General features: G+C 41.6%; 24 protein-coding genes. 15 read left to right on the top strand and 9 right to left on the bottom strand.

What is annotated here, in order from left to right; all coding sequences use genetic code 11:
- Window positions 1-46 precede the first annotated feature (46 nt).
- From BM122_RS25860 to BM122_RS04210, 4 genes are all read left to right on the top strand, one after another.
- Window positions 47-130 carry a peptide-methionine (S)-S-oxide reductase gene (locus BM122_RS25860; RefSeq protein WP_371264892.1) on the top strand — a complete coding sequence of 28 codons (84 nt, stop codon included), beginning with the start codon at window positions 47-49 and terminating at the stop codon, window positions 128-130.
- A 59-nt stretch (window positions 131-189) separates the two neighbouring features.
- On the top strand, window positions 190-795 hold the full coding sequence (gene gmk / locus BM122_RS04200; protein WP_074903941.1) for a guanylate kinase: 606 nt from the start codon (window positions 190-192) through the stop codon (window positions 793-795).
- Between the two features lie 49 nt (window positions 796-844).
- Entirely contained in the window at window positions 845-1,048 is a 204-nt protein-coding gene (rpoZ, locus tag BM122_RS04205) for a DNA-directed RNA polymerase subunit omega (RefSeq protein WP_074903943.1), read from the top strand.
- Between the two features lie 318 nt (window positions 1,049-1,366).
- A complete protein-coding gene (locus BM122_RS04210) occupies window positions 1,367-3,511 on the top strand; it encodes a RelA/SpoT family protein (RefSeq protein WP_371264891.1) in 2,145 nt (714 codons plus the stop codon).
- Between the two features lie 411 nt (window positions 3,512-3,922).
- Here the strand turns inward: BM122_RS04210 and BM122_RS04215 are convergent, their stop codons facing one another.
- The 3 genes from BM122_RS04215 to argS form a co-directional block, all read right to left on the bottom strand.
- Window positions 3,923-4,564, bottom strand: coding sequence for a thiol:disulfide interchange protein DsbA/DsbL (locus BM122_RS04215; RefSeq protein ID WP_074903945.1), 642 nt, complete (start codon window positions 4,562-4,564; stop codon window positions 3,923-3,925).
- Between the two features lie 72 nt (window positions 4,565-4,636).
- On the bottom strand, window positions 4,637-5,248 hold the full coding sequence (locus tag BM122_RS04220; RefSeq protein ID WP_074903947.1) for an SPOR domain-containing protein: 612 nt from the start codon (window positions 5,246-5,248) through the stop codon (window positions 4,637-4,639).
- A gap of 29 nt (window positions 5,249-5,277) precedes the next feature.
- The gene (gene argS, locus BM122_RS04225) at window positions 5,278-7,029 is read right to left on the bottom strand and encodes an arginine--tRNA ligase (RefSeq protein ID WP_074903949.1); all 1,752 of its coding nucleotides are present in this window, start codon (window positions 7,027-7,029) and stop codon (window positions 5,278-5,280) included.
- 199 nt (window positions 7,030-7,228) lie between these two features.
- Here argS and BM122_RS04230 point away from each other — a divergent pair, with 199 nt between their 5' ends.
- The 9 genes from BM122_RS04230 to rng all read left to right on the top strand — a co-directional run bounded on the left by BM122_RS04230 (window position 7,229) and on the right by rng (window position 16,943).
- Window positions 7,229-7,888: a hypothetical protein gene (locus tag BM122_RS04230; protein ID WP_074903951.1), complete on the top strand. Its 660-nt coding sequence runs from the start codon at window positions 7,229-7,231 to the stop codon at window positions 7,886-7,888.
- Window positions 7,889-7,982: 94 nt separating this feature from the next.
- Entirely contained in the window at window positions 7,983-8,840 is an 858-nt protein-coding gene (folD, locus tag BM122_RS04235) for a bifunctional methylenetetrahydrofolate dehydrogenase/methenyltetrahydrofolate cyclohydrolase FolD (protein ID WP_074903953.1), read from the top strand.
- A 62-nt stretch (window positions 8,841-8,902) separates the two neighbouring features.
- Window positions 8,903-11,560: a pyruvate dehydrogenase (acetyl-transferring), homodimeric type gene (aceE, locus tag BM122_RS04240; RefSeq protein ID WP_074903955.1), complete on the top strand. Its 2,658-nt coding sequence runs from the start codon at window positions 8,903-8,905 to the stop codon at window positions 11,558-11,560.
- An 80-nt stretch (window positions 11,561-11,640) separates the two neighbouring features.
- Window positions 11,641-13,023 carry a dihydrolipoyllysine-residue acetyltransferase gene (aceF, locus tag BM122_RS04245; RefSeq protein ID WP_074903957.1) on the top strand — a complete coding sequence of 461 codons (1,383 nt, stop codon included), beginning with the start codon at window positions 11,641-11,643 and terminating at the stop codon, window positions 13,021-13,023.
- Window positions 13,024-13,099: 76 nt separating this feature from the next.
- Entirely contained in the window at window positions 13,100-13,786 is a 687-nt protein-coding gene (gene nadD, locus BM122_RS04250) for a nicotinate-nucleotide adenylyltransferase (RefSeq protein ID WP_074903959.1), read from the top strand.
- Window positions 13,773-14,120: a ribosome silencing factor gene (gene rsfS / locus BM122_RS04255; RefSeq protein ID WP_074903961.1), complete on the top strand. Its 348-nt coding sequence runs from the start codon at window positions 13,773-13,775 to the stop codon at window positions 14,118-14,120. Before nadD ends, rsfS begins: the two co-directional genes overlap by 14 nt.
- A 135-nt stretch (window positions 14,121-14,255) precedes the next feature.
- Window positions 14,256-14,723, top strand: coding sequence for a 23S rRNA (pseudouridine(1915)-N(3))-methyltransferase RlmH (gene rlmH, locus BM122_RS04260; protein ID WP_074903963.1), 468 nt, complete (start codon window positions 14,256-14,258; stop codon window positions 14,721-14,723).
- A gap of 107 nt (window positions 14,724-14,830) precedes the next feature.
- Window positions 14,831-15,454, top strand: coding sequence for a Maf family protein (locus BM122_RS04265; protein ID WP_074903965.1), 624 nt, complete (start codon window positions 14,831-14,833; stop codon window positions 15,452-15,454).
- Between the two features lie 34 nt (window positions 15,455-15,488).
- Window positions 15,489-16,943: a ribonuclease G gene (rng, locus tag BM122_RS04270; RefSeq protein WP_074903967.1), complete on the top strand. Its 1,455-nt coding sequence runs from the start codon at window positions 15,489-15,491 to the stop codon at window positions 16,941-16,943.
- A gap of 100 nt (window positions 16,944-17,043) precedes the next feature.
- Here rng and BM122_RS04275 read toward each other — a convergent pair whose 3' ends face one another.
- The 6 genes from BM122_RS04275 to ettA all read right to left on the bottom strand — a co-directional run bounded on the left by BM122_RS04275 (window position 17,044) and on the right by ettA (window position 23,680).
- On the bottom strand, window positions 17,044-18,234 hold the full coding sequence (locus BM122_RS04275; protein ID WP_074903968.1) for a DesA family fatty acid desaturase: 1,191 nt from the start codon (window positions 18,232-18,234) through the stop codon (window positions 17,044-17,046).
- Window positions 18,235-18,388: 154 nt separating this feature from the next.
- Entirely contained in the window at window positions 18,389-18,928 is a 540-nt protein-coding gene (locus BM122_RS04280) for a pseudouridine synthase (RefSeq protein WP_074903970.1), read from the bottom strand.
- A gap of 26 nt (window positions 18,929-18,954) precedes the next feature.
- Window positions 18,955-19,413: a SixA phosphatase family protein gene (locus BM122_RS04285; protein ID WP_074903972.1), complete on the bottom strand. Its 459-nt coding sequence runs from the start codon at window positions 19,411-19,413 to the stop codon at window positions 18,955-18,957.
- Window positions 19,414-19,454: 41 nt separating this feature from the next.
- Complete coding sequence (gene rimO, locus BM122_RS04290; protein WP_074904045.1) at window positions 19,455-20,771, bottom strand: 30S ribosomal protein S12 methylthiotransferase RimO; 1,317 nt, start codon at window positions 20,769-20,771, stop codon at window positions 19,455-19,457.
- 254 nt (window positions 20,772-21,025) lie between these two features.
- Entirely contained in the window at window positions 21,026-21,808 is a 783-nt protein-coding gene (locus BM122_RS04295) for an N-acyl homoserine lactonase family protein (protein WP_074903974.1), read from the bottom strand.
- Between the two features lie 207 nt (window positions 21,809-22,015).
- Complete coding sequence (gene ettA / locus BM122_RS04300; protein ID WP_074903976.1) at window positions 22,016-23,680, bottom strand: energy-dependent translational throttle protein EttA; 1,665 nt, start codon at window positions 23,678-23,680, stop codon at window positions 22,016-22,018.
- A 961-nt stretch (window positions 23,681-24,641) separates the two neighbouring features.
- On the opposite strand from ettA, the gene BM122_RS23115 reads away from it, so the two are divergent.
- Window positions 24,642-24,803, top strand: coding sequence for a hypothetical protein (locus BM122_RS23115; protein WP_177198043.1), 162 nt, complete (start codon window positions 24,642-24,644; stop codon window positions 24,801-24,803).
- A gap of 43 nt (window positions 24,804-24,846) precedes the next feature.
- Window positions 24,847-25,020 (top strand): hypothetical protein, encoded by a 174-nt coding sequence (locus BM122_RS23120; RefSeq protein ID WP_177198044.1) that lies wholly within the window; start codon window positions 24,847-24,849, stop codon window positions 25,018-25,020.
- Window positions 25,021-25,070 lie beyond the last annotated feature (50 nt).

Below are 25,070 nucleotides of genomic sequence, written 5' to 3' on the forward strand. Positions count from 1 at the left end.
TGATTTAGAAATGGAATAACGAAGCAGGCAGTGGTGAGATCCGATCATAACTGAAATTTTATCTGCTCCTGAGTTTTATCCTGCGGAAGAATATCACCAGTGTTATTTAGAAAAACATGAAGTGCATTAAAATATCTTTAATGGAAATTATTTTCTCAAAATGTAGGAGAAATTCAATATAATCATGATATGAGTAGCTTATTTATAATCAGTGCTCCTTCAGGGGCTGGTAAGACCAGCCTGATTAAAGCATTGCTTAAGACTCGTATGGGTTTGAGTCTATCGATTTCACACACCACTCGCCAACCACGTCCCAATGAAATAAATGGGCAAGATTACTTTTTTATCGATCGGGATATTTTTAATCAGATGTTGGAGCGAGGAGAATTTCTTGAAAGTGCAGAAGTTTACGGAAATTTATATGGTACCTCATATCCTTGGGTTAAGGATACCATGGCGTCAGGTCAAGATGTTTTGATGGAGATTGATTGTCAGGGCGCGCAACAGGTACGTCAAATTTTTCCTGAAGCAGTAAGCATTTTTATTTTGCCTCCTTCTCTAGAATCGTTAAAAGCTCGCTTGCAACAGCGCGGACAAGATGATCCGGGGACAATTGCGCGACGTCTAAAAGCAGTCCGGGAAGAAGTAAGTCAGGTGAACAAATTTGATTATGCTGTGATCAATAATGAATTGGATGAAGCACTCAAAGATATTTGTTGTATTATTCGGGCAGAACGCCTCAGAATGATGCATCAGCTAGTTAAACAGCATGTGCTATTAGCACAATTTGCTTAAATAATATTATTGAGTAAATTTTTTAAATAAAAAAGAAAAGGAATGAATTATGGCTCGTATCACTGTTGATGACTGTTTAAAAATTATTCCCAATCGCTTTGATATGACAATGGCTGCGACTGCGCGAGCAAGACAGATAGCAATTGGTTCTACTCCGATGGTCGATGCTGCTCGAGATAAACCTACTGTCATTGCCCTACGTGAATTGGCTAAAGGAAAGGTAGGGCTTGAAATTCTTAATACCATACGTTAAAAGGTAACGGTAAGAAAATTAAGCTGTAACAGAAAAAATTGAAGTAATCTGTATTGTAAGTAACAGATTCTCTGGCGATAGAACGTATAGCATTATCAAATTATTTATTAAATTTTTTATTTCACTCCTCCGATCTTACCTAATACAGAAATCGCTATAAATTCACCGATATTCCGGATATATTATGCTGATTATTATCTCCAACGAATTGATCGGAAATAGTTATCATTCTAACATTGTAGTGGCAAATACAGAATTTAGCCTGTTATTTGTAAAATAAAGTTGAATTAGCACCGCAAAAAATTGGGAAATGCTTATATGTCAGAGCTTTCATTATCGAACTCTCATGTAATAATGCCTGAAGCTGAGTCATTATTTTTTGAGGTATCGAAATATTTTAAGCCTGAAGAACTAGCTTTACTCAAGGGCTCGTATTTTTTTAGTCAAGGTGCCCATTCTGGGCAATTCCGTATGACTGGGGAACCTTATATTTCTCATCCTGTGGCGGTTGCTCATATCCTCTGTGAACTCCATCTAGATGTCATCACGCTTGCTGCTGCATTATTACATGATGTGGTTGAAGATACGGCTATCTCCAAGGAAGAAATTGCCGAAAGATTTGGCGTATCAGTTGCAGAGCTGGTAGATGGTGTCTCTAAATTAAAGAAGATTGAATTCCAGACCAAAGCTGATGCGCAAGCTGAAAATTTCCGTAAGATGTTATTAGCTATGGCACAGGATGTAAGGGTTATCCTTATTAAATTGGCTGACCGCTTACATAATATGCGCACGCTGGAAGTTTTGCGTCCTGACAAGCAGCGTCGCATTGCACGGGAAACTTTGGAGATATATGCGCCTATTGCTCATCGGTTAGGTTTGAATAGTATTTACCAAGAATTGCTGGAACTTGGCTTTCGTTATTTCTACCCTAATCGTTACAAGGTGCTAGTGAAAGCAACTAAAGCAGCTCGTGGCAATCGTCGCGAAATAGTGGGCAAAATCCTCGACGCGATAAAAAATCGACTTAAAGATGCAGGGATAGATGCAATTGTAACCGGAAGAGAGAAGCATCTTTATAGTATCTACAACAAAATGGTTGAGAAGCATCTGAGCTTCTCGGAAGTATTGGACATTTATGGTTTTCGTGTATTAGTGAAGGATATTGCTTCATGTTATTTGGCATTAGGCGCCTTACATAGTTTGTATAAACCTATTCCTGGTAAATTTAAGGATTATATTGCGATTCCTAAGCTTAATGGCTATCAATCGCTTCATAATACTTTGCTGGGGCCTTATGGATTGCCAATAGAAATACAAATTCGAACCTATGAGATGCATCGGATTGCTGAAATGGGTGTGGCTTCACATTGGCTCTATAAAAACAATGGTGCAGAGGTAAATGAGCTGCATCTAAAAACTAATCAGTGGCTAAAAAGCTTGTTGGAAACATTAAGCGATTCTTCCGATTCAATTGAGTTTCTGGAGCACCTCAAGGTCGATCTGTTTCCTGGCGAAGTCTATGTATTTACGCCACAAGGAAAAATACTTGAGCTACCAAGAGGTTCTACCGCAGTGGATTTTGCTTATGCGATACATACAGATGTGGGTAATTGTTGTGTTGCAGCTAAAATTAATGGGGAAAATATACCATTGCGCACTGAATTAATGAATGGTGATCGTGTTGAGATTATAACTGCGCCCTATGCTAACCCTAATCCTGCTTGGCTCTCTTATGTTGCTACCGCAAGGGCGCGTTCAAGTATTCGTTATTTTCTTAGAACCATTCAATATGAAGAGTCAGTAAAGTTAGGTGAGCGTTTACTCAATCAAGCTCTATCCTCATTTGGGGTCAACCCTGATTCTATCACTGACATACAATGGGAAAGACTTGTCAAGGACAGCGGTGCTAAGTCAAAAAAAGCCTTGCTTGCTGATATTACCTTAGGAAAGCAATTGTCGGCGGTCATTGCTAAACGTTTGGTAGTACCTGGAGAATCCATATCTGAAGTTACTAGTGCCAGTCATCCCGTTGTGATTCTTGGGACAGAAGGTATGACAGTACAGTTTGCTCGATGCTGTTATCCCCTTCCTGGGGATACAATCGTTGGGCTGATTAAAAAAGATCAGGGGTTAGTGATTCATGTGCATGATTGCCCTGTTGTGATGAGAATCCAGAAAAAATCTGAGAATGTGTTGGATGTGACGTGGGGCAAAGAGATCGCCAGAACTTTTGAAGTAAGTATTAACATGATAGCGGTAAATCAACGTGGTGTGCTTGCTAGAATTGCTGCAGAAATTGCCAGAGCTGATTCAAATATCGATGATGTTACTATGGAAAGTGATAAAGATTACACCACGATGCAATTCATTCTGCAGGCTAGAAATCGTCAACATCTTGCTCAAATCATGCGAGGTTTGAGGCATATTCAAGAAGTTGTGAAACTTGGTCGAGCGAAGAATTAGGCGTTTTTTATTATTTAAAAAGCTCAGCAGGTAACCATTTTAATGATTTTTGGATAATTTAACCTAAAAATCGTAGTTGGACGGGGCGGAGCAGGTAGTGATCCAAATGTAAAGCAAGGCGTGATGAGGCACGTAGGTCACTCGCTGTAATTCCATTTCTAAATCACAACTGACTTTGTCGGCTTCGCCTTGCTGTATTATTTATACTGTCTGTGGCTTGCCTTCGCGTCATTTTTGATTTGGAAATGGAATAACGAAAAGCAAGACCGTATTCGTACCGGGCCTGGTGCAATATATTATGCGCCTCGTAGCGGCATCAATATTCTGGTGAGTGAGAAAATTTCAAAAACAATATTTAAATCATCTGGATTTAGTTTTTCAATAAAGTAGTCAACTGAAATTCTTTTAGGTTTAATTCGAGGCTCGCTCTTTTCGCGCTTTGTCGATTAATTCATTCAATACCTGAATCGTGTCGCGCGGTGTGCCGCTCATCTTTCCACTTGTTATATATTTTCCTTCAATTACTAAAGCCGGTACACCGGTTAATTTATATTGCCTTATCATTTGCGAGACCCTAGCAACCTGGTTTTGAACGGAAAAAGAATTATAGGCATTGATAAATTTTTCGCGTTCAATTCCTTGTTTCTCGATCCAATCAAATAGTACGGCTTCCTTTGACAAATCAATTTTGTCACGATGAATCGCTTTGTATACCTTATCGTGAAGTTCTTTTGTAATACCTAACGCTTCCATTGCATATAAAGTTTTGGCTGCAGGCGTCCAATTAGCACGGAAAATTGCGGGAACATATCGAAATTTTACATCCTTGGGAGCAGTCTTGCGCCAATTATCGATATGTGGATGTAATTCATAGCAATGCGGGCAGCCATACCAGAAAAACTCAATGACCTCAATGCTTCGCTGATCTTCGGTTGGCTGAGGATTTGCGAGAATAATATAATCGCGCCCTTCAATGATTTCTGCATGCGCAAGCAATATCCCTGAGAGACTGAGGGCAATGAATACTAGGAAAAATTTAAATAATTTATTCATATTTTATTATGCTCTTTTATAAATTGTTTAGCTAACGGCTATCCAGTAATAAAATTTACTGAATCATGATGGTTATGGTGTTTTCTTAGGAACTCTGACAAAGCTGGCTTCTATTCCATTTTCTTGTAATGAACTTCGTATTTGATCAATTTCGGTAATTTTTGCATAAGGACCTATACGTACTCTATATCGCGTACCTTTATCAGAAGATTCTGCTGTTTGAACAGAAGCAATTACACCGAGTAATGCCAGTTCTGCTTTCATTCTTTCCGCATCACCTGGATTTTTATACGAGCCAATCTGTAGGAAATAATCACTTGCCGAACCCGCGTCATTTATTACGGCAGATGGTGATTGCCGCTTCCCTTGATTGAATGGCTCTTCGGCTGAAGGCTCATCTATACCTGGAAGTATATTATAGAAATCAAAACGAGGCTTGTTTGCACTGAATTGCTCAGTTTCCTTGTGAGTGCTACCATTTTGTGAATTTTTGGCAATACTTTCTTGAGACTTGGTTTTGGCTGATTTTTCTTCAGTTAGGAACGGGCTTGGAGCTTGATTGATGAATGCCCATACGCCTATTGCACTTGCTATGCCAAGCGCATAGCCGATAAAGAGTCCTAGAATAAGTGAACCACTGCTTTTTGCGGTTGCCATACCCTTGGATTTATAGTCTCTGCTCATGAAAATTCCTATACTATATATGATTTGTATTACATTTTGCTGGGAGCGGTTACGCCTAATAATTTCAACCCATTTGCCAGAACTTGCTTAATTGCTGCAATTAATGCCAGTCTCGCCAATTTAAGCGTTTCTTCTAACACGAGAAAACGAGTCGAATTATAATAACTATGGAATTCGCTAGCTAATTCCTTTAGATAAAAAGCAATCAGGTGAGGAGCGCGTTCCCTTCCTGCTGCTTCCACTATATCCGGGTAATCGATCAATTTTTGTAGAAGCATCAGCTCCGGCTGGCTCGTCAACAAATCGGTATCCGTAGTCGAGAGTGTGTTTTCATTTTCCCCCCATTGAGTGAGTACACTATTTATGCGTGCATGAGCATATTGAACGTAATATACCGGATTATCAGTGGATTGTGATTTTGCAAGATCCAAGTCAAAGTCCAAATGTTGATCACTTTTACGTAATACATAAAAGAACCGTGCCGCATCATTACCAACTTCTTGACGTAATTCTCGTAGTGAAACAAATTCTCCAGAGCGTGTAGACATAGAAACTTTTTTGCCATTCCGATAGAGCACAGCAAATTGAACCAGAGCAATCTCAAGTTTGTCGGGATCAAGTGCCAATGCTTGGATTGCGCCTTTTACTCGCGCAATATAACCATGATGATCTGCTCCCCACACATTGATGATATGGGCAAAATGACGTTCATATTTGTTAAGATGATAGGCTATATCGGAAGCAAAATAAGTGTATTGCCCATTTTCGCGTTGTACTACACGGTCTTTTTCATCCCCAAAATAAGTAGAGCGAAACCAAGTAGCACCGTCTTGCTTATACAAAGTATTTTTTTCATCAAGTAATTGAATAGCACGCATTACCATGCCGTTATCATACAGCGATTGTTCTGAAAACCAGGTATCAAACTCCACGCCAAATTCCATTAAATCATTGCGACCATCACCCAATTGTTCAGTCAGCACAAAATTGTGAATATAAGCGTAATCTTCTCCTAACGTATGTTTTGCGATAGCAATCAACTTGTCTAAACGCTCATCAGCATCAAGTCTTGTTTCAATTTGGATGAGTTCCTGCAGAATCGAATTAGCTTGGTGTACATAGCGATTACCATGCGCCTCATGAATTAACTTGGCCATGTCAGCTACATATCTGCCCTGATAAGCATTTTCTGGGAAAGGGAAGGTATACCCGCAGAGCTCAAGGTAACGTAGCCAGGTTGAGAGTGCTAATATATCCATCTGTCTACCCGCATCATTAACATAATACTCTCGAGTGACAGAATAACCATTAGCCACCATAATGTTTGCCAAGCTGGCACCATAGGCTGCGCCACGGCCATGCCCAACATGTAGAGGCCCAGTAGGATTGGCAGAAACAAACTCAATTTGAATTTTTTTTCCTTTTCCTGAATTATTATGGCCAAATTTATCGCCCTGTAGTAGCACACCGGATAAAAACTGCTGTTTTGCTGAAATTTTCAAGAAGAGATTGATAAATCCATTGCCTGCAATTTCAGCTTTTTCTAAATAAGGTGAATCAGGTAATGCATCAATAAGTGCTGTTGCGATTTCACGTGGGTTTTTGTGCAAATACCTGGTTAATTGCATTGCCAGATTACTTGAATAATCGCCATGATTAGCTTGCTTGGGGCGCGCTAATTCAATATTAATTTCGTAGTTTTGAGGAAGAATCTTTTGGGTTGCCAGAAGCAGTAATTGGGAGAGATGGATTTTATAATTACATTGAGTTGATACTGTCATGATGAGAAAATCAATTTAATAAGGCGTTATTATAACGAGGAAGAGATAAGCTAAGTCTATCGCATTAGTGGTTTATACCCTAGGTGCAATAAGTATTATATTTAATTTGCTTGTCTCGTATTTTCTGGGTTTAGTGTTCGCTAGCAGGTTATAATGTATAGGGTTGTAAATTTTGCTCGGAAAAATAAAGGTTATAAGCATGAATGATTCAATAGTCAATCAAGAAGCAGTAACACTAGATGATTGTATTCAGCATGCAAAAGTAGTGCTGGATGAACAGATCGCGCATATCAAAAGTAAACGTTATGATTTTGCTCCTCAATTCAAGGAGATGACAATCCAGCTTTATCTGGTTGGCGTGATGTGGCAGTTCTATGAAAAGCATGATTTTACAGAAATAGCTCGTGAGAAAGCATTCTCAACGTTATGCTCAATGATGATTAAGGATGGTATCAAACCTAAGCGAGCACAAAAACAAGTGGATTTTCTAAAAAAAATATCTAAACTGGAAGATGGGGATGATGCTTTGGCGATAGCAATTGGTCGTGAATCGCAGCCTGGAGATGAGAGTCTGGCTGAGATTTTTGATCATTATGTTGATGAGATTGGAGTTTCTGGTTCTTTATGGCGGCATTATGATCTTGGAAAAAAAATCATATTATTTGGTGGATTATTGACGGGCTTTGCTGGGGTATGGTTTGTCACCATTTTTTTGCCTGAAAGTAGTGATATTTTTATTTTAGCTTTTGGTTTGCTGACCGCATTTCTTTTTGTGGCTTCAGTATCTTTAATTGGACTACTGATTTATCGTATTAAATTCAAGAAAAGAAAACATCCAGAAATACCCCCTGCTGCATAAAAAATTCAGTTGTGGTGCTTGTGGTAATCATAGTTGGAATCTAAAAAGATCTTTTTTGTACAATTATTCAATTTAGCCTATTTCTTGCAAAGTAATGAGTGCTGATATCATTGATGGCAATGCCATAGCGAGTAAAATCCGTGCAGAATTAAAAATACGTGCTGAGAATCTTGCAAAAGAGGGGATGCAGCCTGGTTTGGCTGTTATTTTAATAGGCGATGATCCAGCTTCTGGTATTTACGTGCGTAATAAGGCCAAAGCCTGTAGAGATTCAGGAATTCACTCTGAGGTTTACAATTTTCCTGGTAAAACGTCTCAAGAGACCGTGCTTCAGCAGATCCATGCATTAAATGCAAATCCTGAAATTCATGGAATTTTAGTGCAACTACCTTTGCCGCTACACTTTGAAAGTCATCGAATCATTGCTGCTATCGCGATTGAAAAAGATGTGGATGGATTCCATCCTTGCAACGTCGGGGCACTCGTAACTGGCAATGCTTTATTTTTTCCTTGTACACCTTATGGTGTCATGATGATGTTAAAAGAACGCGATGTATTAATCGAGGGACAGCATGCAGTCGTTGTGGGGCGCAGTAATATTGTGGGTAAGCCAATGTCATTGATGCTTCTGGAGAAAGGAGCGACCGTCACCATTTGTAGTTCTAAAACAAGAAACTTGGCTGAACATACTCGGAACGCAGATATTTTAGTAGTGGCCACCGGGAAGTCACGTATGATTACTGCTGAAATGGTCAAGTCAGGCGCAACTGTGATTGATGTTGGGATTAACCGTATGGACGATGGGACACTATGCGGTGATGTGGATTTTACTTCGATAAAGGAAAAAGCCGGCTATATTACACCTGTTCCTGGAGGAGTTGGACCTATGACGATTACCATGTTAATGAGTAATACCATTGAAGCGGCTGAGCGCGCTAGGGCGGCTATGTAATTTTTGTCTAAAATTGACCAGTATATTATTTCCAAACTGAAATACGGGAGCTGCTACTCAATATGAATTCACAAGATATTGATCCACAGGAAACACAGGAATGGCTGGAGGCATTGGAGTCTGTTCTTACCAATGAAGGAGCGGAGCGCGCACATTACTTATTGGAGAAATTAGTTGAAAAAGCGCGGCGTTCTGGCGCATACCTTCCTTATAGTGCTAATACAGCTTATATCAACACAATTCCGGTGGGTAAAGAGGAGCGTTCGCCTGGTGATCACGCCATAGAGCATCGTATTCGTTCTTATGTACGCTGGAATGCGATGGCGATGGTCGCTCGCGCCAATCGAAATACCAACGTGGGAGGGCATATCGCCAGTTTCGCCTCAGCGGCAACCTTATATGATGTTGGTTACAATCATTTCTGGCGAGCAGCGAGTGAGGAGAAGGGGGCTGATCTCGTTTATGTTCAGGGACATTCATCGCCTGGAATTTATGCCTATGCATTTTTGCTGGGAGTATTAACTGAGGAGTATCTTGATAATTTTCGTCAGGAAATAGGTGGTAAAGGCCTGTCATCCTACCCACACCCATGGCTGATGCCGGATTTCTGGAAATTCCCAACCGTATCAATGGGATTGGGGCCACATATGGCGATTTATCAGGCACGCTTTATGAAATACTTAGGTAGTCGCCAATTAGCTAATACCGAGGGGCGTAAAGTTTGGGCTCTTACAGGTGATGGTGAAATGGACGAGCCTGAGTCGCTGGGAGCCATTTCACTTGCTTCACGTGAAAAACTTGATAACTTGATTTTTATAGTGAACTGCAATCTCCAGCGCTTGGATGGCCCTGTCAGGGGCAATGGCAAGATCATACAGGAATTGGAGGCAACATTTAGAGGTGCGGGCTGGAATGTTATCAAAGTCATTTGGGGTTCTTACTGGGATCCTCTTCTGGCAAAAGATATCAAAGGGCTTCTCCAACAACGTATGATGGAATGTGTGGACGGAGAATACCAGACTTTCAAAGCCCGAGACGGGGCTTATGTCAGAAAGCATTTTTTTGGTAAATACCCTGAGTTACTCGAAATGGTTGCTAATATGTCAGACGATGATATTTGGCGACTAAATCGGGGTGGGCATGATCCGTACAAGGTGTATGCTGCTTATGCAGCTGCAGTCAAACATAAAGGGCAACCTACCGTAATACTTGCCAAGACTGTCAAGGGGTATGGAATGGGTGAGTCAGGTGAGGCGCAAAACATCACTCATCAGCAGAAGAAAATGGGAACGACCTCACTCAAGGCGTTTCGTGATCGATTTGGTTTACCCGTCCTGGATGATAAGATCGACGAGATTCCCTATCTTAAATTTGATAAGGATTCGCCGGAATTTACTTATATGCAAGGTCGACGTAAAGCCTTGGGTGGATTTTTACATCATCGTCAACGGAAGGCAAAAGCCTTGCAAATACCCTCTTTGTCAGCATTCGAAACCTTACTCAAAGGTGGTGGTGAAGGAAGAGAATCTTCTACTACTATGGCATTTGTGCGTATTCTTAATATTCTGACTAAAGATAAAAATATCGGTAAGCATATTGTGCCTATCGTCGCGGATGAGTCACGGACGTTTGGTATGGAAGGAATGTTCCGTCAGCTCGGTATCTGGTCATCAGTAGGGCAACTCTATATCCCCGAGGATGCTGATCAGCTTATGTTTTACAAAGAAGATAAGCACGGTCAAATTCTCCAGGAAGGTATCAACGAAGCTGGAGCTATGTCTTCCTGGATTGCAGCAGCCACTGCATATAGCACCCATCATGTGCAGATGATTCCTTTTTATATTTTTTATTCCATGTTTGGTTTTCAGCGTGTGGGAGATCTTATTTGGGCTGCGGGCGATATGCGCTGCCGTGGTTTTCTGCTAGGTGGAACAGCTGGGCGGACCACATTAAACGGCGAAGGTCTGCAACATGAAGACGGCCATAGTCACCTTGCTGCTTCTACTATTCCAAACTGCATATCCTATGATCCTACTTATGGCTATGAACTGGCGGTAATTGTCCAGGATGGCTTACGGCGTATGTATCAAGAGCAGGAAGATGTGTTTTACTATATTACTGTGATGAATGAAAATTACGCTCAGCCTGATCTTCCTAAAGGAGTTGAGCAAGGAATATTGAAAGGAATTTATTTGCTGCGTGAAGGTAATAAAAATAATAAAGGTGCACGTATCCAGTTGCTTGGTTCGGGGACGATATTACGGGAAGTGATTGCGGCAGCAGACATTTTACAAAAGGACTATGGTGTTGTTGCAGATATCTGGAGTGTCACCAGCTTTACTGAATTGCGGCGTGAGGCGTTGAGTATTGTGCGCTGGAATATGCTGCACCCGAATGAATCTGCTAGAGTGCCCTATGTAGAAAGTTGTCTGAAAGATCGTGAAGGGCCTGTGGTGGCTGCAACTGATTACATGAAGATTTATGCGGATCAGATACGAGCATTCATACCAGGACGCTATTGTGTGCTGGGTACGGATGGATTTGGGCGTTCTGACACGCGCGAAAAACTCAGACATTTTTTTGAAGTGGATCGCTATTACATTACCGTTGCAGCATTGAATGTTCTGTCAGAAGAAGGTAAGGTTCCAGCAGAACAAGTTGCTCAGGCAATCAAGGCGTTCGGCATCAATCCGGATAAACCAGATCCCGTTATGCAATAGACAGCGTGTGTATTGATTGTCTACAGTATTGTGGTCTTTTGTTATTCTTTGATAGATTAAATGTAGATTGAGGATAGGGCGTGAGTGAGATCAAAAAGGTAAGGATTCCAGATATTGGCGACTTTAAGGATGTGCCGGTGGTAGAAGTTCTTGTCAATGTTGGGGATAAACTCAAGGCAGAAGATTCGCTTATCACGTTGGAATCAGATAAGGCCACAATTGAAGTTCCTTCACCTCATTCCGGTACTGTCAAGGAAATTACTGTCAAAGTAGGTGATAAGGTATCTGAAGGCTCAGAAATCCTTGTCATGGAAGTTTCTGCCGAAGAAGAGAATAAGGCAACTGCTACTGAAACTATTTCTGAAGAAGAGAGTAGAACGATTACTCCTGGAGCCATTCCTGAAGAAACAGCAACGGATCGCAAGACTGTGAGCGCTAAGCCTGAAACCGTAGTAGAAATGTCTGCTCCAAGTCAAGAAACCTACTCAAGCAAGCCATTACAGTTGCCTGCACAGTATGCTGAAGTGAATCAGTCCAATCTTACTACTGCGGCTAAGTCCCATGCTGGTCCATCAGTTAGACGTTTTGCCAGGGAATTGGGTGTAGATTTAAGCAAAATAGTTGGCAGTGGTCCAAAACAGCGGATACTTAAGGAAGATATCCAGGCTTTTGTCAAACGAGAGTTAATGAAATCACAAACATCGAGTTTGGGTGGTAGACTTGATTTATTACCATGGCCTCAGGTCGATTTTGCGAAATTCGGGCCAATTGAATTAAAGCCGTTAACTCGCATTAAGCAAATTTCAGCTGCTAATCTGCACCGTAATTGGGTCATGATTCCACACGTGACCCAGTTCGACGAGGCTGATATTACCGATCTAGAAGCGCTCAGAAAGGAATATAATGAAAGGCAGCAGGAGAATGGGATCAAGCTAACCATACTTGCTTTTCTCATGAAAGCTGTGACTGCAGCATTAAAAAAATATCCGGAGTTTAACGCCTCCTTGGATAGGCGTAACGAAGAATCCTTTCTGGTACTCAAACGCTATTATCATCTAGGATTTGCGGTAGATACACCCAATGGTCTTGTCGTGCCTGTTATTCGGGATGCTGATCAGAAAGGTGTGATTGCGATAGCTGATGAGTTAGGGAAACTTTCTTCAGTTGCGCGAGAAGGAAAATTAAAACCGACTGACATGCAAGGGGCTAGTTTTACTATTTCTAGTCTTGGCGGGATAGGTGGCACGGCCTTTACGCCTATTATCAATGCTCCTGAAGTTGCCATCCTGGGAGTCTCAAGGGCGAGCTTGAAGCCAATTTATCGTAATGGCGAGTTCCTTCCTCGTCTGATTCTTCCTCTGTCGCTATCTTATGATCATAGAGTGATTGATGGGGCATCAGCTGCACGTTTTACTTCACATTTGGCGAGTATATTGGCGGATATGCGCCTTGCTTTATTTTGACAGTTTCTGATATAGCATTATTCAGCTAGCAGCACATATCTCTTAATATCTCCTCCTCTGAATCACTTCTTAAGCGATGTCTGATGAAACGTTTTCCCTAATTGGAATTTATGGAGGGACATTTGATCCAGTCCATTTTGGACATTTAAGGGTTGCAGAAGAGCTTATTGAAATTTTACAACTGGATGAAATTCGTTTTCTTCCTGCAGGGTATCCACGTTTGCGCAATGAACCTATTGCTTCGCAGCATCACCGTAAAACCATGCTTTATGAAGCTATTCGTGATAACAAAAAATTCTTTCTGGATGATCGGGAGCTCAGGCGTTCTGGAGAAAGCTATAGTGTAGAATCACTGCGTGAATTAAGAGATGAATTCAAAGGAAAAAAGGCGGCATTCTGTTTTATTATAGGAGTAGATGCATTTCTGAAACTGCCAAATTGGCATCTTTGGCGTGAGTTATTTGAATTAAGTCATTTGGTAATTGTCAATCGTCCAGGTCATATTTCTTTTGTGAATCACGCGTGCTTACCACCAAAGTTACAGGATGCATGCTTAGATCGCTGGACAGATGATGTAAACGCCTTGAAGCGTGTATCATCTGGATTTGTTTTTACAGCAGTGACCACATTATTGGATATTTCTTCGACAACCATCAGAGCCTATATCGCAGCAGAAAAAAGTGCACGTTATCTGCTTCCCGATAATGTACTGAATTACATTGGCACACATCATGTTTACACGAGGAAAAATGAAAACAGATGAGCTATTAAGGATAGTCATTGCTGCATTAGAAGATTTGAAAGCACAAAATATTCTTGTATTGGAAGCAGGAAGAATTACCTCATTATTTGACTATATGATCATTGCTAGCGGAACTTCAACACGCCAGACCAAAGCATTAGCTCATCATGTGCAGGAAAAAGTGAAAGCTGCAGGAGGTAAAGTCTATAGTATCGAAGGCGAGCAAGCTGGAGAATGGTTATTGGTAGATTTAGGCGATATCGTGGTGCATATCATGCAGCCTACCATCCGTGAATACTACGATCTGGAATCGTTATGGGCAGAATCCAGTGCAGTCAAGAAAAAAATTCTTTGAGGTAATATGGGAGAGCAAGCGTATCTAATTCCATTTCCAAATCAAAAATGACCCAAAGGCGAGCCGCAGACAGTATCAATAATACGGCAAGGTGAAGCCGACAAAGTCAGTTTTGATTTAGAAATGGAATAAATAATGAAACTCTATATCTTGGCCGTAGGAAATAAAATGCCCGCTTGGGTAGCTTCTGGCTTTATGGAATATACCCAGCGTATGCCAAGGGAAATACCCATTCATCTGATCGAAATTAAACCAGATAAACGGGGCAGTAAGCAAAATGAACAGTTGTTATTTGCCGAAAGCGAACGTATTCAGGCAGCAATGCCCTCGGCTTGTTACATTGTTGTCATGGATGAGCGAGGTAAACAGTTCACTACCATTCAGTTAGCTGAGACACTGATTGATTGGATGAGAAATGGTAAAGATGTTGTATTTATTATTGGGGGTGCAGATGGATTACACCGCAATATCAAGAGTATGGCTAATGAAATGCTGGCACTTTCCAGGCTTACACTTCCCCATGGTCTAGTTCGTGTATTATTGGCAGAGCAACTTTATCGAGCTTTATCAATTATCAGACAGCATCCTTATCATCGTATGTAGCCTGCGGTAGAGGGTTTATAAGTTGTAACGCGTCTACTGGCTCTGTCTAAAAAGAAGTTATTAAAGAATAAATTGAAAAAACACTTACTCTATAAATTTTAAACATCATGACGTTTGCTGGACATTATATCTATCTAGCTTCGCGCAGCCCCCGTAGAAGGGAACTGCTGAAACAAATTGGGGTAAGACATAGTGTGTTGCTCATGCGAGAAACAGTATCTCGAGCTGTTGATATTGATGAAACACCCCTTCTGGATGAATCTCCAACTGATTATGTTTATCGTATTACCCATGCCAAGGCGGAAGCAGGGAGGATACGTCTGATACAGCGCAAGTTGCCATTATTTCCTGTCTTAGCGGCTGATACGATCGTTGCATTGGATGGATGTATTTTCGGGAAGCCGAAGGATGCCACTCATGCCGAGGAGATGTTGACTGCACTTTCAGGCAGAACGCATCAGGTCTTGACTGCTATTGCTCTGAATTTGCAGGGTACTATCAAGCATCGTTTGTCAATTACTACAGTACGTTTTCGTGAGATTGGTAAACGAGAAATTCAAGCATGTATTGCAGGTGGCGAGGCTTTTGATAAAGCAGGGGCTTATGCAATTCAAGGTATGGCAGCAGCCTTTATTGTTGAGATTTTTGGTAGCTATAGTGGGGTCATGGGGCTACCATTGTTTGAGACAGCCCAATTACTGGAAGAGTCCGGAATAAAAGTGTTTCCCTGAGAGCTAGGAAAATCGATTGAGCTATACCTTCTAAATGAGTAGTGAAATTCTTGTCAATGTTACCCCACAGGAAACACGTGTTGCTGTTATAGAGCAAGGTGTTGTACAGGAGTTACATATAGAGAGAGCGAGCAGCCTGGGAATTGTTGGTAATATTTATAGTGGTCGGGTTAGCCGTGTCCTACCAGGTATGCAATCCGCTTTTATCGACATTGGCATGGAACGAGCCGCATTTCTCCATATAGGAGATATTAAGGAATTAAGTTCAAATGGTACAGAGGATAAACCCATTGAGAGATTGCTGCACGAGGGGAATAATATTGTCGTTCAAGTGATTAAAGATGCAATTGGTACAAAGGGAGCAAGACTTTCTACCCAAATCAGTATTGCTGGGCGAATGCTTGTTTATTTACCGCAAGAATCTCATATTGGTGTTTCTCAGCGTATTGAAGATAATGTCGAACGTGAATTATTACGTGAGAAACTGCAACATATTCTTCCAGTTGATGCCAAGGGAGGCTATATCATACGAACGATGGCCGAAGCAGCAAGCGAATCGGATCTGCATGCAGATATAGAGTACCTGCATAAGCTTTGGCATGATATTCAAAATAAAGCATTAACAGTTAGCGCTCCTGCTCTACTTTATCAGGATTTAGATCTAAGTCATCGTATGTTGCGCGATTTTGTTGATGATGATACTTACCGCATTCTGGTAGATTCCTGCGAAACTTACTTGAAGCTGATCATTTTTGCTCAAAACTATATGAGCAATGTTGCAAGTAGAATCGATCATTATACCGGGGAGCGTCCCCTCTTCGATTTATATGGTGTCGAAGAAGAAATTGAACGATCACTTGCTCGGCGGGTGGATCTCAAATCAGGTGGTTATGTCATTATTGATCAGACCGAAGCGCTAACTACCATGGACGTCAATACGGGTGGCTTCATTGGTGTGCGTAATTTTAATGACACCATATTTAAGACCAATTTGGAAGCAGCCCAAGTCATAGCGAGACAACTTCGTTTACGTAATTTAGGAGGCATTATAATCATCGATTTTATCGACATGGAGGATGAAGAGCATAAAAAGGCAGTGCTGGCAGAATTCAACAAAGCTTTGATGAAGGACAGGACACGTATGACGATCAATGGTTTCTCTGCCTTAGGTTTGGTAGAGATGACAAGGAAGCGTACGCGTGAAAGCCTTGCTCATATTTTATGTGAACCATGCCCAACTTGCCACGGGCGAGGGCAAATCCGGACAGCACAAACGATCTGTTATGAAATCTTACGTGAACTGTTACGTGAGTCACGACAATTTGAAGCTAATGAATTTCGTATTCTTGCTTCGCAGCAGGTGATCGATTTATTTTTGGATGAGGAATCACAAAATTTGGCGCAACTCGCTGATTTTATTGAAAAACCTATTGGCTTGCAGGTGGAGGCGTCTTATACACAAGAGCAATATGATGTTATTTTGATCTGAATATATGAATAAATGCTGAGATTGTCGCTGCGTTACAAGGATTACCGGGCAAAGGGTGTAAGATTAATCTCAAAGCCTTCGCCCGGGAGTGATAGCTTATTTATGCATAGCAACGTAATCGACGTGAGAATTTTTCCAGGACTTCAATTCCACTTTCTTCTGCACGATGACACCAATCTTCGAGTTGTCTAACTAATTCATCTTTCGAAGCGGTAGAGCGTTGCCATATGGCTACAAGTTCTTCACGCATTGTATAAAGCTTATCAAGATTTTTGGTTTTACTTAAAACTAGATTCAGTTTAATACGTTCCTCTTCTTGCAAGGTTTTCGCATCTGCCAATACCCAACGTTTAAGTGTATTCCCATCTATCCCATGATGGGAAGCGACTTCTCGTAAATGCTCTACTTCCTTCTTAAACATTGCTTGGAGAGATTGGGTATATTTCGCCAGCACCTCATAACGATGAGCAATCACCGCTTGCAGGGTATCGAAATCGCACTGAGTTTTGGTTTTGTTGATGTTAAGCTTGGGTGCAATTTTCTTGACGGTTGCTAATCCCATCATTTCTAGAATACGTATGTATAACCAGCCAATATCAAATTCAAACCATTTATTGGATAGTTTAGCTGAAGTAGGGTAGGCATGATGGTTATTGTGTAATTCTTCTCCCCCAATCAAAATGCCCCAAGGAGACACATTACGGCTGGCGTCTTCTGCTTGGAAATTACGATATCCCCAATAGTGACCAATGCCATTGATGACTCCCGCAGCGAATACAGGTGTCCACATCATCTGTATTGCCCAAATGGTAATACCAATAGGGCCAAATAGAATGAAATTGATAATTAGCATTAATCCAACGCCACTTGCGCTAAATCTGCTATAAATATTGCGTTCTATCCAGTCATCTGGTGTACCGTGCCCATATCTTTCCAAGGTTTCTTTGTTTTTTCCTTCTAACCGGTAAAGCTCGGCTCCTTCGGTCAGTACTTTTTTAATTCCAAAAATTTGAGGGCTGTGTGGATCATCTAAAGTTTCACATTTTGCGTGGTGCTTGCGATGAATAGCGGTCCATTCCTTAGTAACCATACCGGTAGTCAACCAAAGCCAGAAACGAAAAAAATGGCTGGGGATAGGATGCAAATCTAATGCACGGTGAGCTGAATGCCGATGGAGATAAATGGTGATGCATGCAATCGTGATATGGGTAATTACTAGCGTCACAACGATATACCCCCACCACGGTAAATCTATTAGTCCCGATAATGCTGAAACGATGTCTATGTCCATAATATTACTTTTATTCCTCCTTTAAAAACGGGGCGTGGTCGAATAATACAATCTAAAGAGATGCATAAGGTTAGTCAAGATATTTCGTGACGATTTATTACAGAAATTATGCGATTTTTTTACGAAATTTTTCATTAGATATCGTGGTATAAAATTATTTAATAATCCTCCACTTACCTGGGGGAAGGTTTGCCAGAGTGTACTTGCCAATAGTCATTCGAATTAAACGTAAGGTAGGAAATCCGATCGCTGCTGTCATATGACGTACCTGCCTGTTTTTGCCTTCGGTAAGGATAAGTTCTAACCAAGAAGTAGGGATATTTTTGCGAAAGCGTATGGGTGGGTTTCGTGACCAAATATGAGATGGTTGTTGTATTAGACGTACTTTTGCAGGTTGAGTTCTATAACATTTTAATATTATTCCTTCGCGTAATGGTTGGAGATCTGATTGATCGGGTATACCCTCTACTTGTACCCAATATTTCTTTGGCTGCTTGAATCTGGGATCACTCATTTTACGCTGTAATATTCCAGCATCAGTGAGTATGACTAATCCTTCACTATCAGCATCTAGTCTTCCAGCTGGGTAAAAATCAGCTATGGGAATAAAATCTTTTAAGGATTGATATCCAGCTTGAGGTGTAAATTGACAAATTACTCTGTATGGCTTATTGAAAAGAATCAAGTGTGCCATGTCTTAATTCCAGAGAAAATGTATTGTTATGCTTGCACTATATCGGGAGAGATAACGGCACGCAAGAGGGTATTTTCAGTATCGGCACTTTGTTTATAGCTAAACCACCAGATTGCTCCTTTTTTGATGCTAAAACCAGTATGGTTAGGGCAGATCAATGAAGCTGCAACATTGCCCAAGGTAGGTTGATGACCAACTATCAGAATCATACCTTCCTCGTAAGGCCAGTTAGCCGCGGCCAGTACTCTATCGGCAGTAGTACTGGTTCCTACTTCCGGTGTGGTTTCAAAATTTTTGCTCAGTGCCAAAGCTGTTTGCTGAGTTCGGTTTGCGGGACTGACCAGGATGCGCGTGTTCTTGATTAATCTTGGTTTAAGCCATTTAGCCATATTGCGAGCCTGCTGTAATCCTTTCTCAGTCAGTTTACGTGCGGCATCAGGAAATCCATCTTCTGCTTCCGCATGGCGCCATAGGATAAGTTCCAAATTGTTCTCCTTAAACAAAGATAACAGCTAATGCTGATCTATCAAATGATTTCCGCCCAAAGATCATGTTCGTCAGAATGTGTGACGCGTACGGTTACGACGTCCCCCTGTTTTAATGACTGGCCATTCTCTATATAAACCAGCCCATCGATTTCCGGTGCATCCGCATGGCTGCGGGCAACCGCACCTTGCTTATCAGCCTCATCAATCAGCACTTGGATAGTTTTGCCTATTTTCTGTGCAAGCCGTTGTGCGCTGATTTTTTCCTGTAACGCCATCAAACGTGCTAAACGTTCCTGCTGCAATTCGGGTGGAATAGGATTGGGTAAACTATTGGCGACTGCACCGTCAACTGGAGAATACATGAACGCACCGACGCGATCCAGTTGAGCTGCCTTAAGAAAATCCATTAGTTCTTCAAATTCTTGTTCTGTCTCCCCCGGGAAACCAACGATAAACGTACTGCGCAACGTGATATCAGGGCAAATCGTGCGCCATTGTTGGATACGGCTAAGCACATCCTCACTATCCGCAGGGCGTTTCATAAGCTTTAGAATACGCGCATTTGCATGCTGAAAGGGGATATCCAGGTAGGGAACGATCTTGCCCTCTGCCATCAGCGGAATGAGCTCGTCGACATGAGGATAGGGATAGACATAATGCAAGCGTATCCATACGCCCAATTCACCCATAGTTTGAACAAGTTCAGTGATGCGCGATTTGACAAATTTACCTTTCCAGAAACCACTGCGGTATTTCAGATCAACCCCATAGGCGCTAGTATCCTGTGAAATAACCAATAATTCCTTGACACCAGCATCCACCAGGCTTTGTGCTTCCTGCATGATATCACCTACTGGACGGCTGACCAGATTGCCACGCATACTGGGAATAATGCAGAAGGTACAGCGGTGGTTGCAGCCCTCGGAAATTTTTACATAGGCATAATGTTTAGGTGTCAGCCTTATCCCCTGTGGGGGTACTAGATCAACATAAGGATCGTGCAATTTCGGTAAATATGCATGAATGGCCTCCATGACTTCATCAGTTGCCTGCGGGCCTGTGACAGACAGTACATTGGGATGTGCTTGCTTCACAATATCCCCTTTCGCGCCAAGACAACCAGTAACAATGACTTTACCGTTTTCGGTAAGCGCTTCGCCAATAGCCTCGAGCGATTCAGCAATGGCACTGTCGATAAAGCCACAAGTATTGACCACAACTAAATCTGAATCTTCATAGTTGGGTGAAATAAGATAGCCTTCTGTCCGCAGACGCGTCAGGATGCGCTCGGAATCAACGGTTGCCTTGGGGCAACCAAGCGAAACGAAACCAACGCGTGGGATTTTATTATGCATATTCATTTATTTTTTGCTAAAGGTGAAGATCACCTGATTAAAGTTACAAAAAACAGGATAATTAAAGATAAAAATTTATTCTATTTCTAAATCAAAACTGACTTTGCCGGCTTCGCCTTGCCGTATTATTTATACTGTCTACGGCCCACCTTTGCGTCCTTTTTGATTTGGAAATGGAATAATAAAGTAATTCGAGCATGAGCAAAATTATAAGGTAAGAGTGGGTAAACAGGTGATGATAGGGGTCAGAGTTATTAGTCGCGCCATAGCGGAAACTCAGGCAAAGTTTTAAAAAAAGCAAGGTCGTGGTTGGGCCAGAGCTGAGCATTCTCTATGAGAGCAAGTGATTTAAGCTTGCGAATACTAGCGAGTGCCTGCTCAACGTTATCCTGCCAGCAGCAGCCAGGTGCAATCTCATCGGATAAATTCTCATTCAGATCGGCCGCATCACCGCAAAGAATGACGGGGCGGCCTTTGGGCAAGCGTATGAGCAGGGACATGTGCCCTGCAGTGTGACCAGGCGTAGTAATAGCCTGTACTCCTGGCGCCACTTCATATTCACTTGTTTGTAAATACCACTGATCCGATTTAACCAGCTCATCTGCAAATACTCCGCTATCTAACCCACTCTTGGCTGCTGTCAGCTCATCCCGATGGATGTGAACCTCGCATTCAGGCAGATCACACAAGCCGCCTGCATGATCGAAATGTAAATGGCTGATAAATACTAAATCAATATCGGAAGACGTTAAACCTAGTCGTTCAAGATAATGGGGAACACGTTGGTCTGCTTGCATTCTGGGCGTTTCTATAGAAGAGGACATGGAAGCAAAATAGCGTGTACGAAGAGCGGGGTTGGTCAATTTGCGATAGTCGCACCCTACGTCATACAGGATGCGACCATTGGATGTTTCAATCAAATAAGCCAGAATAGGTGCTTCAATCCACCACCCCTGGCCACGATTACGCGTTGAAATGGTTTTCTCATAGCGTATGCTTCCGGTGAGTAACGTCCAGATTTTGAGCGCATGGGACATATGCTTACTAATAACCTGGACCAATGAGTTAATCAAGAAAGTTCAGAATAAGTTGCCAAGGAAGATATAGCGCAAGGTAGACGGAACCCTGAGCCCGGAAAACGAGCAAACGAAATTTGGTTATAACCACATTCAGATAAATAAGCGAAATTGCGGGTACAGTCTAATGTAACAATTGGCATGTAAGGGCACCTATTCAAGGCGTTATTAGCGCGTAATTGGTTTATATCTGATCCGTTTCGGTTTTGCGCCTTCTTCACCCAATCGTTGGCGTTTATCTGCTTCATATTCCTGATAATTACCGGCATAGAAGGTGACTTGAGAATTGCCTTCAAACGCCAGAATATGCGTTGCAATACGATCCAAAAACCAGCGATCGTGCGAAATAACCAGCACGCAGCCAGCAAATTCCAACAGCGCATCTTCCAATGCCCGCAGTGTTTCTACATCGAGATCATTGGATGGCTCGTCAAGCAGCAAAACGTTTCCGCCAAAAATCAATGTCTTGGCTAAATGTAAGCGTCCTCGTTCCCCCCCTGAAAGCTGTCCGACCATTTTCTGCTGATCAGGCCCTTTGAAATTGAAGCGGCCAATATAAGCACGAGATGGCGTTTCATATTTACCGACTGTGAGGATATCGTTCCCATCTGATACGGCTTCAAAGACAGTCTTATTGCTATCGAGGATATCACGCGACTGATCAACATAAGCGATTTTGACCGTTTCGCCGAGATTGATTTTGCCCGTATCAGGTTGCTCGCGGCCGATAATCATGCGAAATAACGTTGATTTACCTGCACCATTGGGGCCAATGATACCGACAATTGCGCCAGGGGGTATTTTAAAGCTCAAATTATCAATCAGCAATCGATCGCCGAATGCTTTGGAAACGTTATTAAATTCAATGGCTTCATTTCCGAGTCTGTCGGCCACCGGAATAAAGATTTCTTGTGTTTCATTGCGCTTTTGATATTCCTGGGAGGTGAGCTCTTCAAAACGGGCAATCCGCGCTTTAGATTTGGACTGCCGTCCCTTAGGATTTTGTCGTACCCACTCCAGTTCCTTTTTGAGCGCTTTCTGCCGGGCAGATTCAGAAGATTCCTCTTGTTTGAGGCGGACTTCTTTCTGCTCTAACCAGCTTGTATAATTGCCTTTCCAAGGAATGCCTTGACCACGATCGAGTTCCAGTATCCATTCGGCGGCATTGTCCAGGAAGTAGCGATCGTGCGTTACAGCTACTACTGTACCAGGAAAACGCACCAGAAATTGTTCCAACCACTCCACAGATTCAGCATCAAGGTGGTTAGTAGGTTCATCAAGCAATAACATGTCCGGTTTTGATAATAGCAGCCTGCACAGTGCTACACGTCGTTTCTCACCACCAGAAAGATTGTTGATGACAGCGTCCCATTCAGGGAGACGCAATGCATCAGCGGCTACTTCCATTTGCTGGGCAGTGTCAGCCCCACTCGTTGCAATGATGGCTTCTAGCCGTGTCTGCTCTGCAGCCAGCGCATCAAAATCTGCATCCGGTTCAGCATAAGCCGCGTAAATTTCTTCCAATTTCTGTTGAGCGCTGAATATATCACCTAACCCTTCCTGAACGGCTTCACGTACAGTCTGTTCCGGGTTAAGTTGTGGTTCCTGCGGTAAATGCCCAATTTTGAGATGAGGCATTGGCGTAATTTCACCTTCAAAATCCTTGTCTGCGCCAGCCATAATTTTTAATAACGTGGATTTACCTGAGCCATTTAAGCCGAGCAATCCTATTTTTGCGCCGGGAAAGAAACTGAGTGAAACATCTTTAAGAATCGTGCGCTTCGGTGGAACAACCTTGCTTAAACGATTCATGGTTAAAACATATTGAGCCATAAAGTGTAAGAAAAGATATGGATGATTAGGAACTTGTATTTAATCGTTACTCTAAAAATTGGGCTTTTTTTGTTGCTGCCGGTTAGCCTGATACCGAATAATGAACTTTGCTTTCGCGTCTAGCTGGTAAATTGTATATTTTACCAGCCCATTTCACGGTAGTTAATTTGATTATTACGCGTTTGTTGGCTACTCTCCATTAAATCTAGATTTTCAATGGCTTGCAATTTATGAAAGATCTAAAGGAAATCATTGGAATATGTAGCTGATTATCATGTTTTATCAAGGATTTTGTGAGCTATTTTCCCGACTTGCATGAGACTGATGCCAATATTAATACTAATATCGCCTTAAGATTCACAAATACCATAAATGTTCCCAATTTTGGATAAAGCCATAAATAGAACAATGAAATCAATTATATATTAATGCGGATTTCTCAGGTCCGATCTCAGTTAAAAAGTTTGCCATATAAGGATTAATCCTTACGTGTTTGTACGTATTTAATCATTTCCAATTTTAATTTAATCTTTAACCATTAATATTTAACAATTTGAGTTGGATCACGAGATATCACTGTTTTCACAAGACAAAAAAGATTACCAGATGAGGATATGTTATGAGTGCAGAACCAGCTGATAGAGATAAGGTTGAATTCGATCAAGGAGAACATCTTTTAGATCTATCGATTACAGTATGGCTAATCAGAAATGTGCTAGCTTAACAACTCAACTCATAAAGCAAGCAATCTCACCTCTCAGTGTACATCGAACTGATAAGTGATCAGATTATTGCAACGAAATTCTAACGAAAAAAGCTATTCACCTGATGAGTAAAATTACTATATGGTTATTATTGAATTTATTTCACGCTCGGTCGTTGATTCTCTAATAAAACAAGCAAGAAACTTAGGTGGGTCTTGAGATAAAGAATTATTGTGATATATCATGGGGTGAACTACTTGAGTAAATTACCAACCGCCATGTCTGAGGTCATCAGATTCCTTTTAGAAATAGTGTCTGAACGTGCTGCTCACTCAATCCCGGTTAATACGGTAAAAGCCATCATTCATCTTGGCCATGAGAAGAAAACTTGGGGAGTTTTCCCCAAAGAGGAATATTAAATTAAATAAAATAAATAAAAAACGAGCTACAGGGAGAGATATTATGAGAGTTCTGGTTTATTTTAGATCAGGTGCTAGTCAAGTATTTATTGTTCCTCGAGATATTCCTGCTGTTGAATTTCGGCGAGTCGCGGAAGCTGTGGGAGGATATTTTCATAAAGTGGAATTCGTTCAGAAAAAAGCAAAATTACAAAAAATGAATACGTTCTCATATTAGAAAAATAAATTTCTTCGATTCTTTGTTCCATTTTTAAACCAAACTTGACT

The organism is Nitrosomonas communis, assembly GCF_900114745.1.
Lineage (GTDB): Bacteria > Pseudomonadota > Gammaproteobacteria > Burkholderiales > Nitrosomonadaceae > Nitrosomonas > Nitrosomonas communis_A.

Bases quoted from the DNA above. Each gene is read 5' to 3' on its own strand.
- BM122_RS04210 (WP_371264891.1), top strand. From the start codon at position 1,367: ATGTCAGAGCTTTCATTATCGAACTCTCATGTAATAATGCCTGAAGCT.
- BM122_RS04215 (WP_074903945.1), bottom strand. From the start codon at position 4,564: ATGAATAAATTATTTAAATTTTTCCTAGTATTCATTGCCCTCAGTCTC.
- gmk (WP_074903941.1), top strand. From the start codon at position 190: ATGAGTAGCTTATTTATAATCAGTGCTCCTTCAGGGGCTGGTAAGACC.
- BM122_RS04280 (WP_074903970.1), bottom strand. From the start codon at position 18,928: ATGGCACACTTGATTCTTTTCAATAAGCCATACAGAGTAATTTGTCAA.
- ettA (WP_074903976.1), bottom strand. From the start codon at position 23,680: ATGGCTCAATATGTTTTAACCATGAATCGTTTAAGCAAGGTTGTTCCA.
- BM122_RS04220 (WP_074903947.1), bottom strand. From the start codon at position 5,248: ATGAGCAGAGACTATAAATCCAAGGGTATGGCAACCGCAAAAAGCAGT.
- rpoZ (WP_074903943.1), top strand. From the start codon at position 845: ATGGCTCGTATCACTGTTGATGACTGTTTAAAAATTATTCCCAATCGC.
- rng (WP_074903967.1), top strand. From the start codon at position 15,489: ATGAGTAGTGAAATTCTTGTCAATGTTACCCCACAGGAAACACGTGTT.
- nadD (WP_074903959.1), top strand. From the start codon at position 13,100: ATGTCTGATGAAACGTTTTCCCTAATTGGAATTTATGGAGGGACATTT.
- rsfS (WP_074903961.1), top strand. From the start codon at position 13,773: ATGAAAACAGATGAGCTATTAAGGATAGTCATTGCTGCATTAGAAGAT.
- folD (WP_074903953.1), top strand. From the start codon at position 7,983: ATGAGTGCTGATATCATTGATGGCAATGCCATAGCGAGTAAAATCCGT.
- BM122_RS04230 (WP_074903951.1), top strand. From the start codon at position 7,229: ATGAATGATTCAATAGTCAATCAAGAAGCAGTAACACTAGATGATTGT.
- BM122_RS04265 (WP_074903965.1), top strand. From the start codon at position 14,831: ATGACGTTTGCTGGACATTATATCTATCTAGCTTCGCGCAGCCCCCGT.
- rimO (WP_074904045.1), bottom strand. From the start codon at position 20,771: ATGCATAATAAAATCCCACGCGTTGGTTTCGTTTCGCTTGGTTGCCCC.
- aceE (WP_074903955.1), top strand. From the start codon at position 8,903: ATGAATTCACAAGATATTGATCCACAGGAAACACAGGAATGGCTGGAG.
- BM122_RS04275 (WP_074903968.1), bottom strand. From the start codon at position 18,234: ATGGACATAGACATCGTTTCAGCATTATCGGGACTAATAGATTTACCG.
- rlmH (WP_074903963.1), top strand. From the start codon at position 14,256: ATGAAACTCTATATCTTGGCCGTAGGAAATAAAATGCCCGCTTGGGTA.
- BM122_RS04295 (WP_074903974.1), bottom strand. From the start codon at position 21,808: ATGTCCCATGCGCTCAAAATCTGGACGTTACTCACCGGAAGCATACGC.
- argS (WP_074903949.1), bottom strand. From the start codon at position 7,029: ATGACAGTATCAACTCAATGTAATTATAAAATCCATCTCTCCCAATTA.
- BM122_RS23120 (WP_177198044.1), top strand. From the start codon at position 24,847: ATGAGAGTTCTGGTTTATTTTAGATCAGGTGCTAGTCAAGTATTTATT.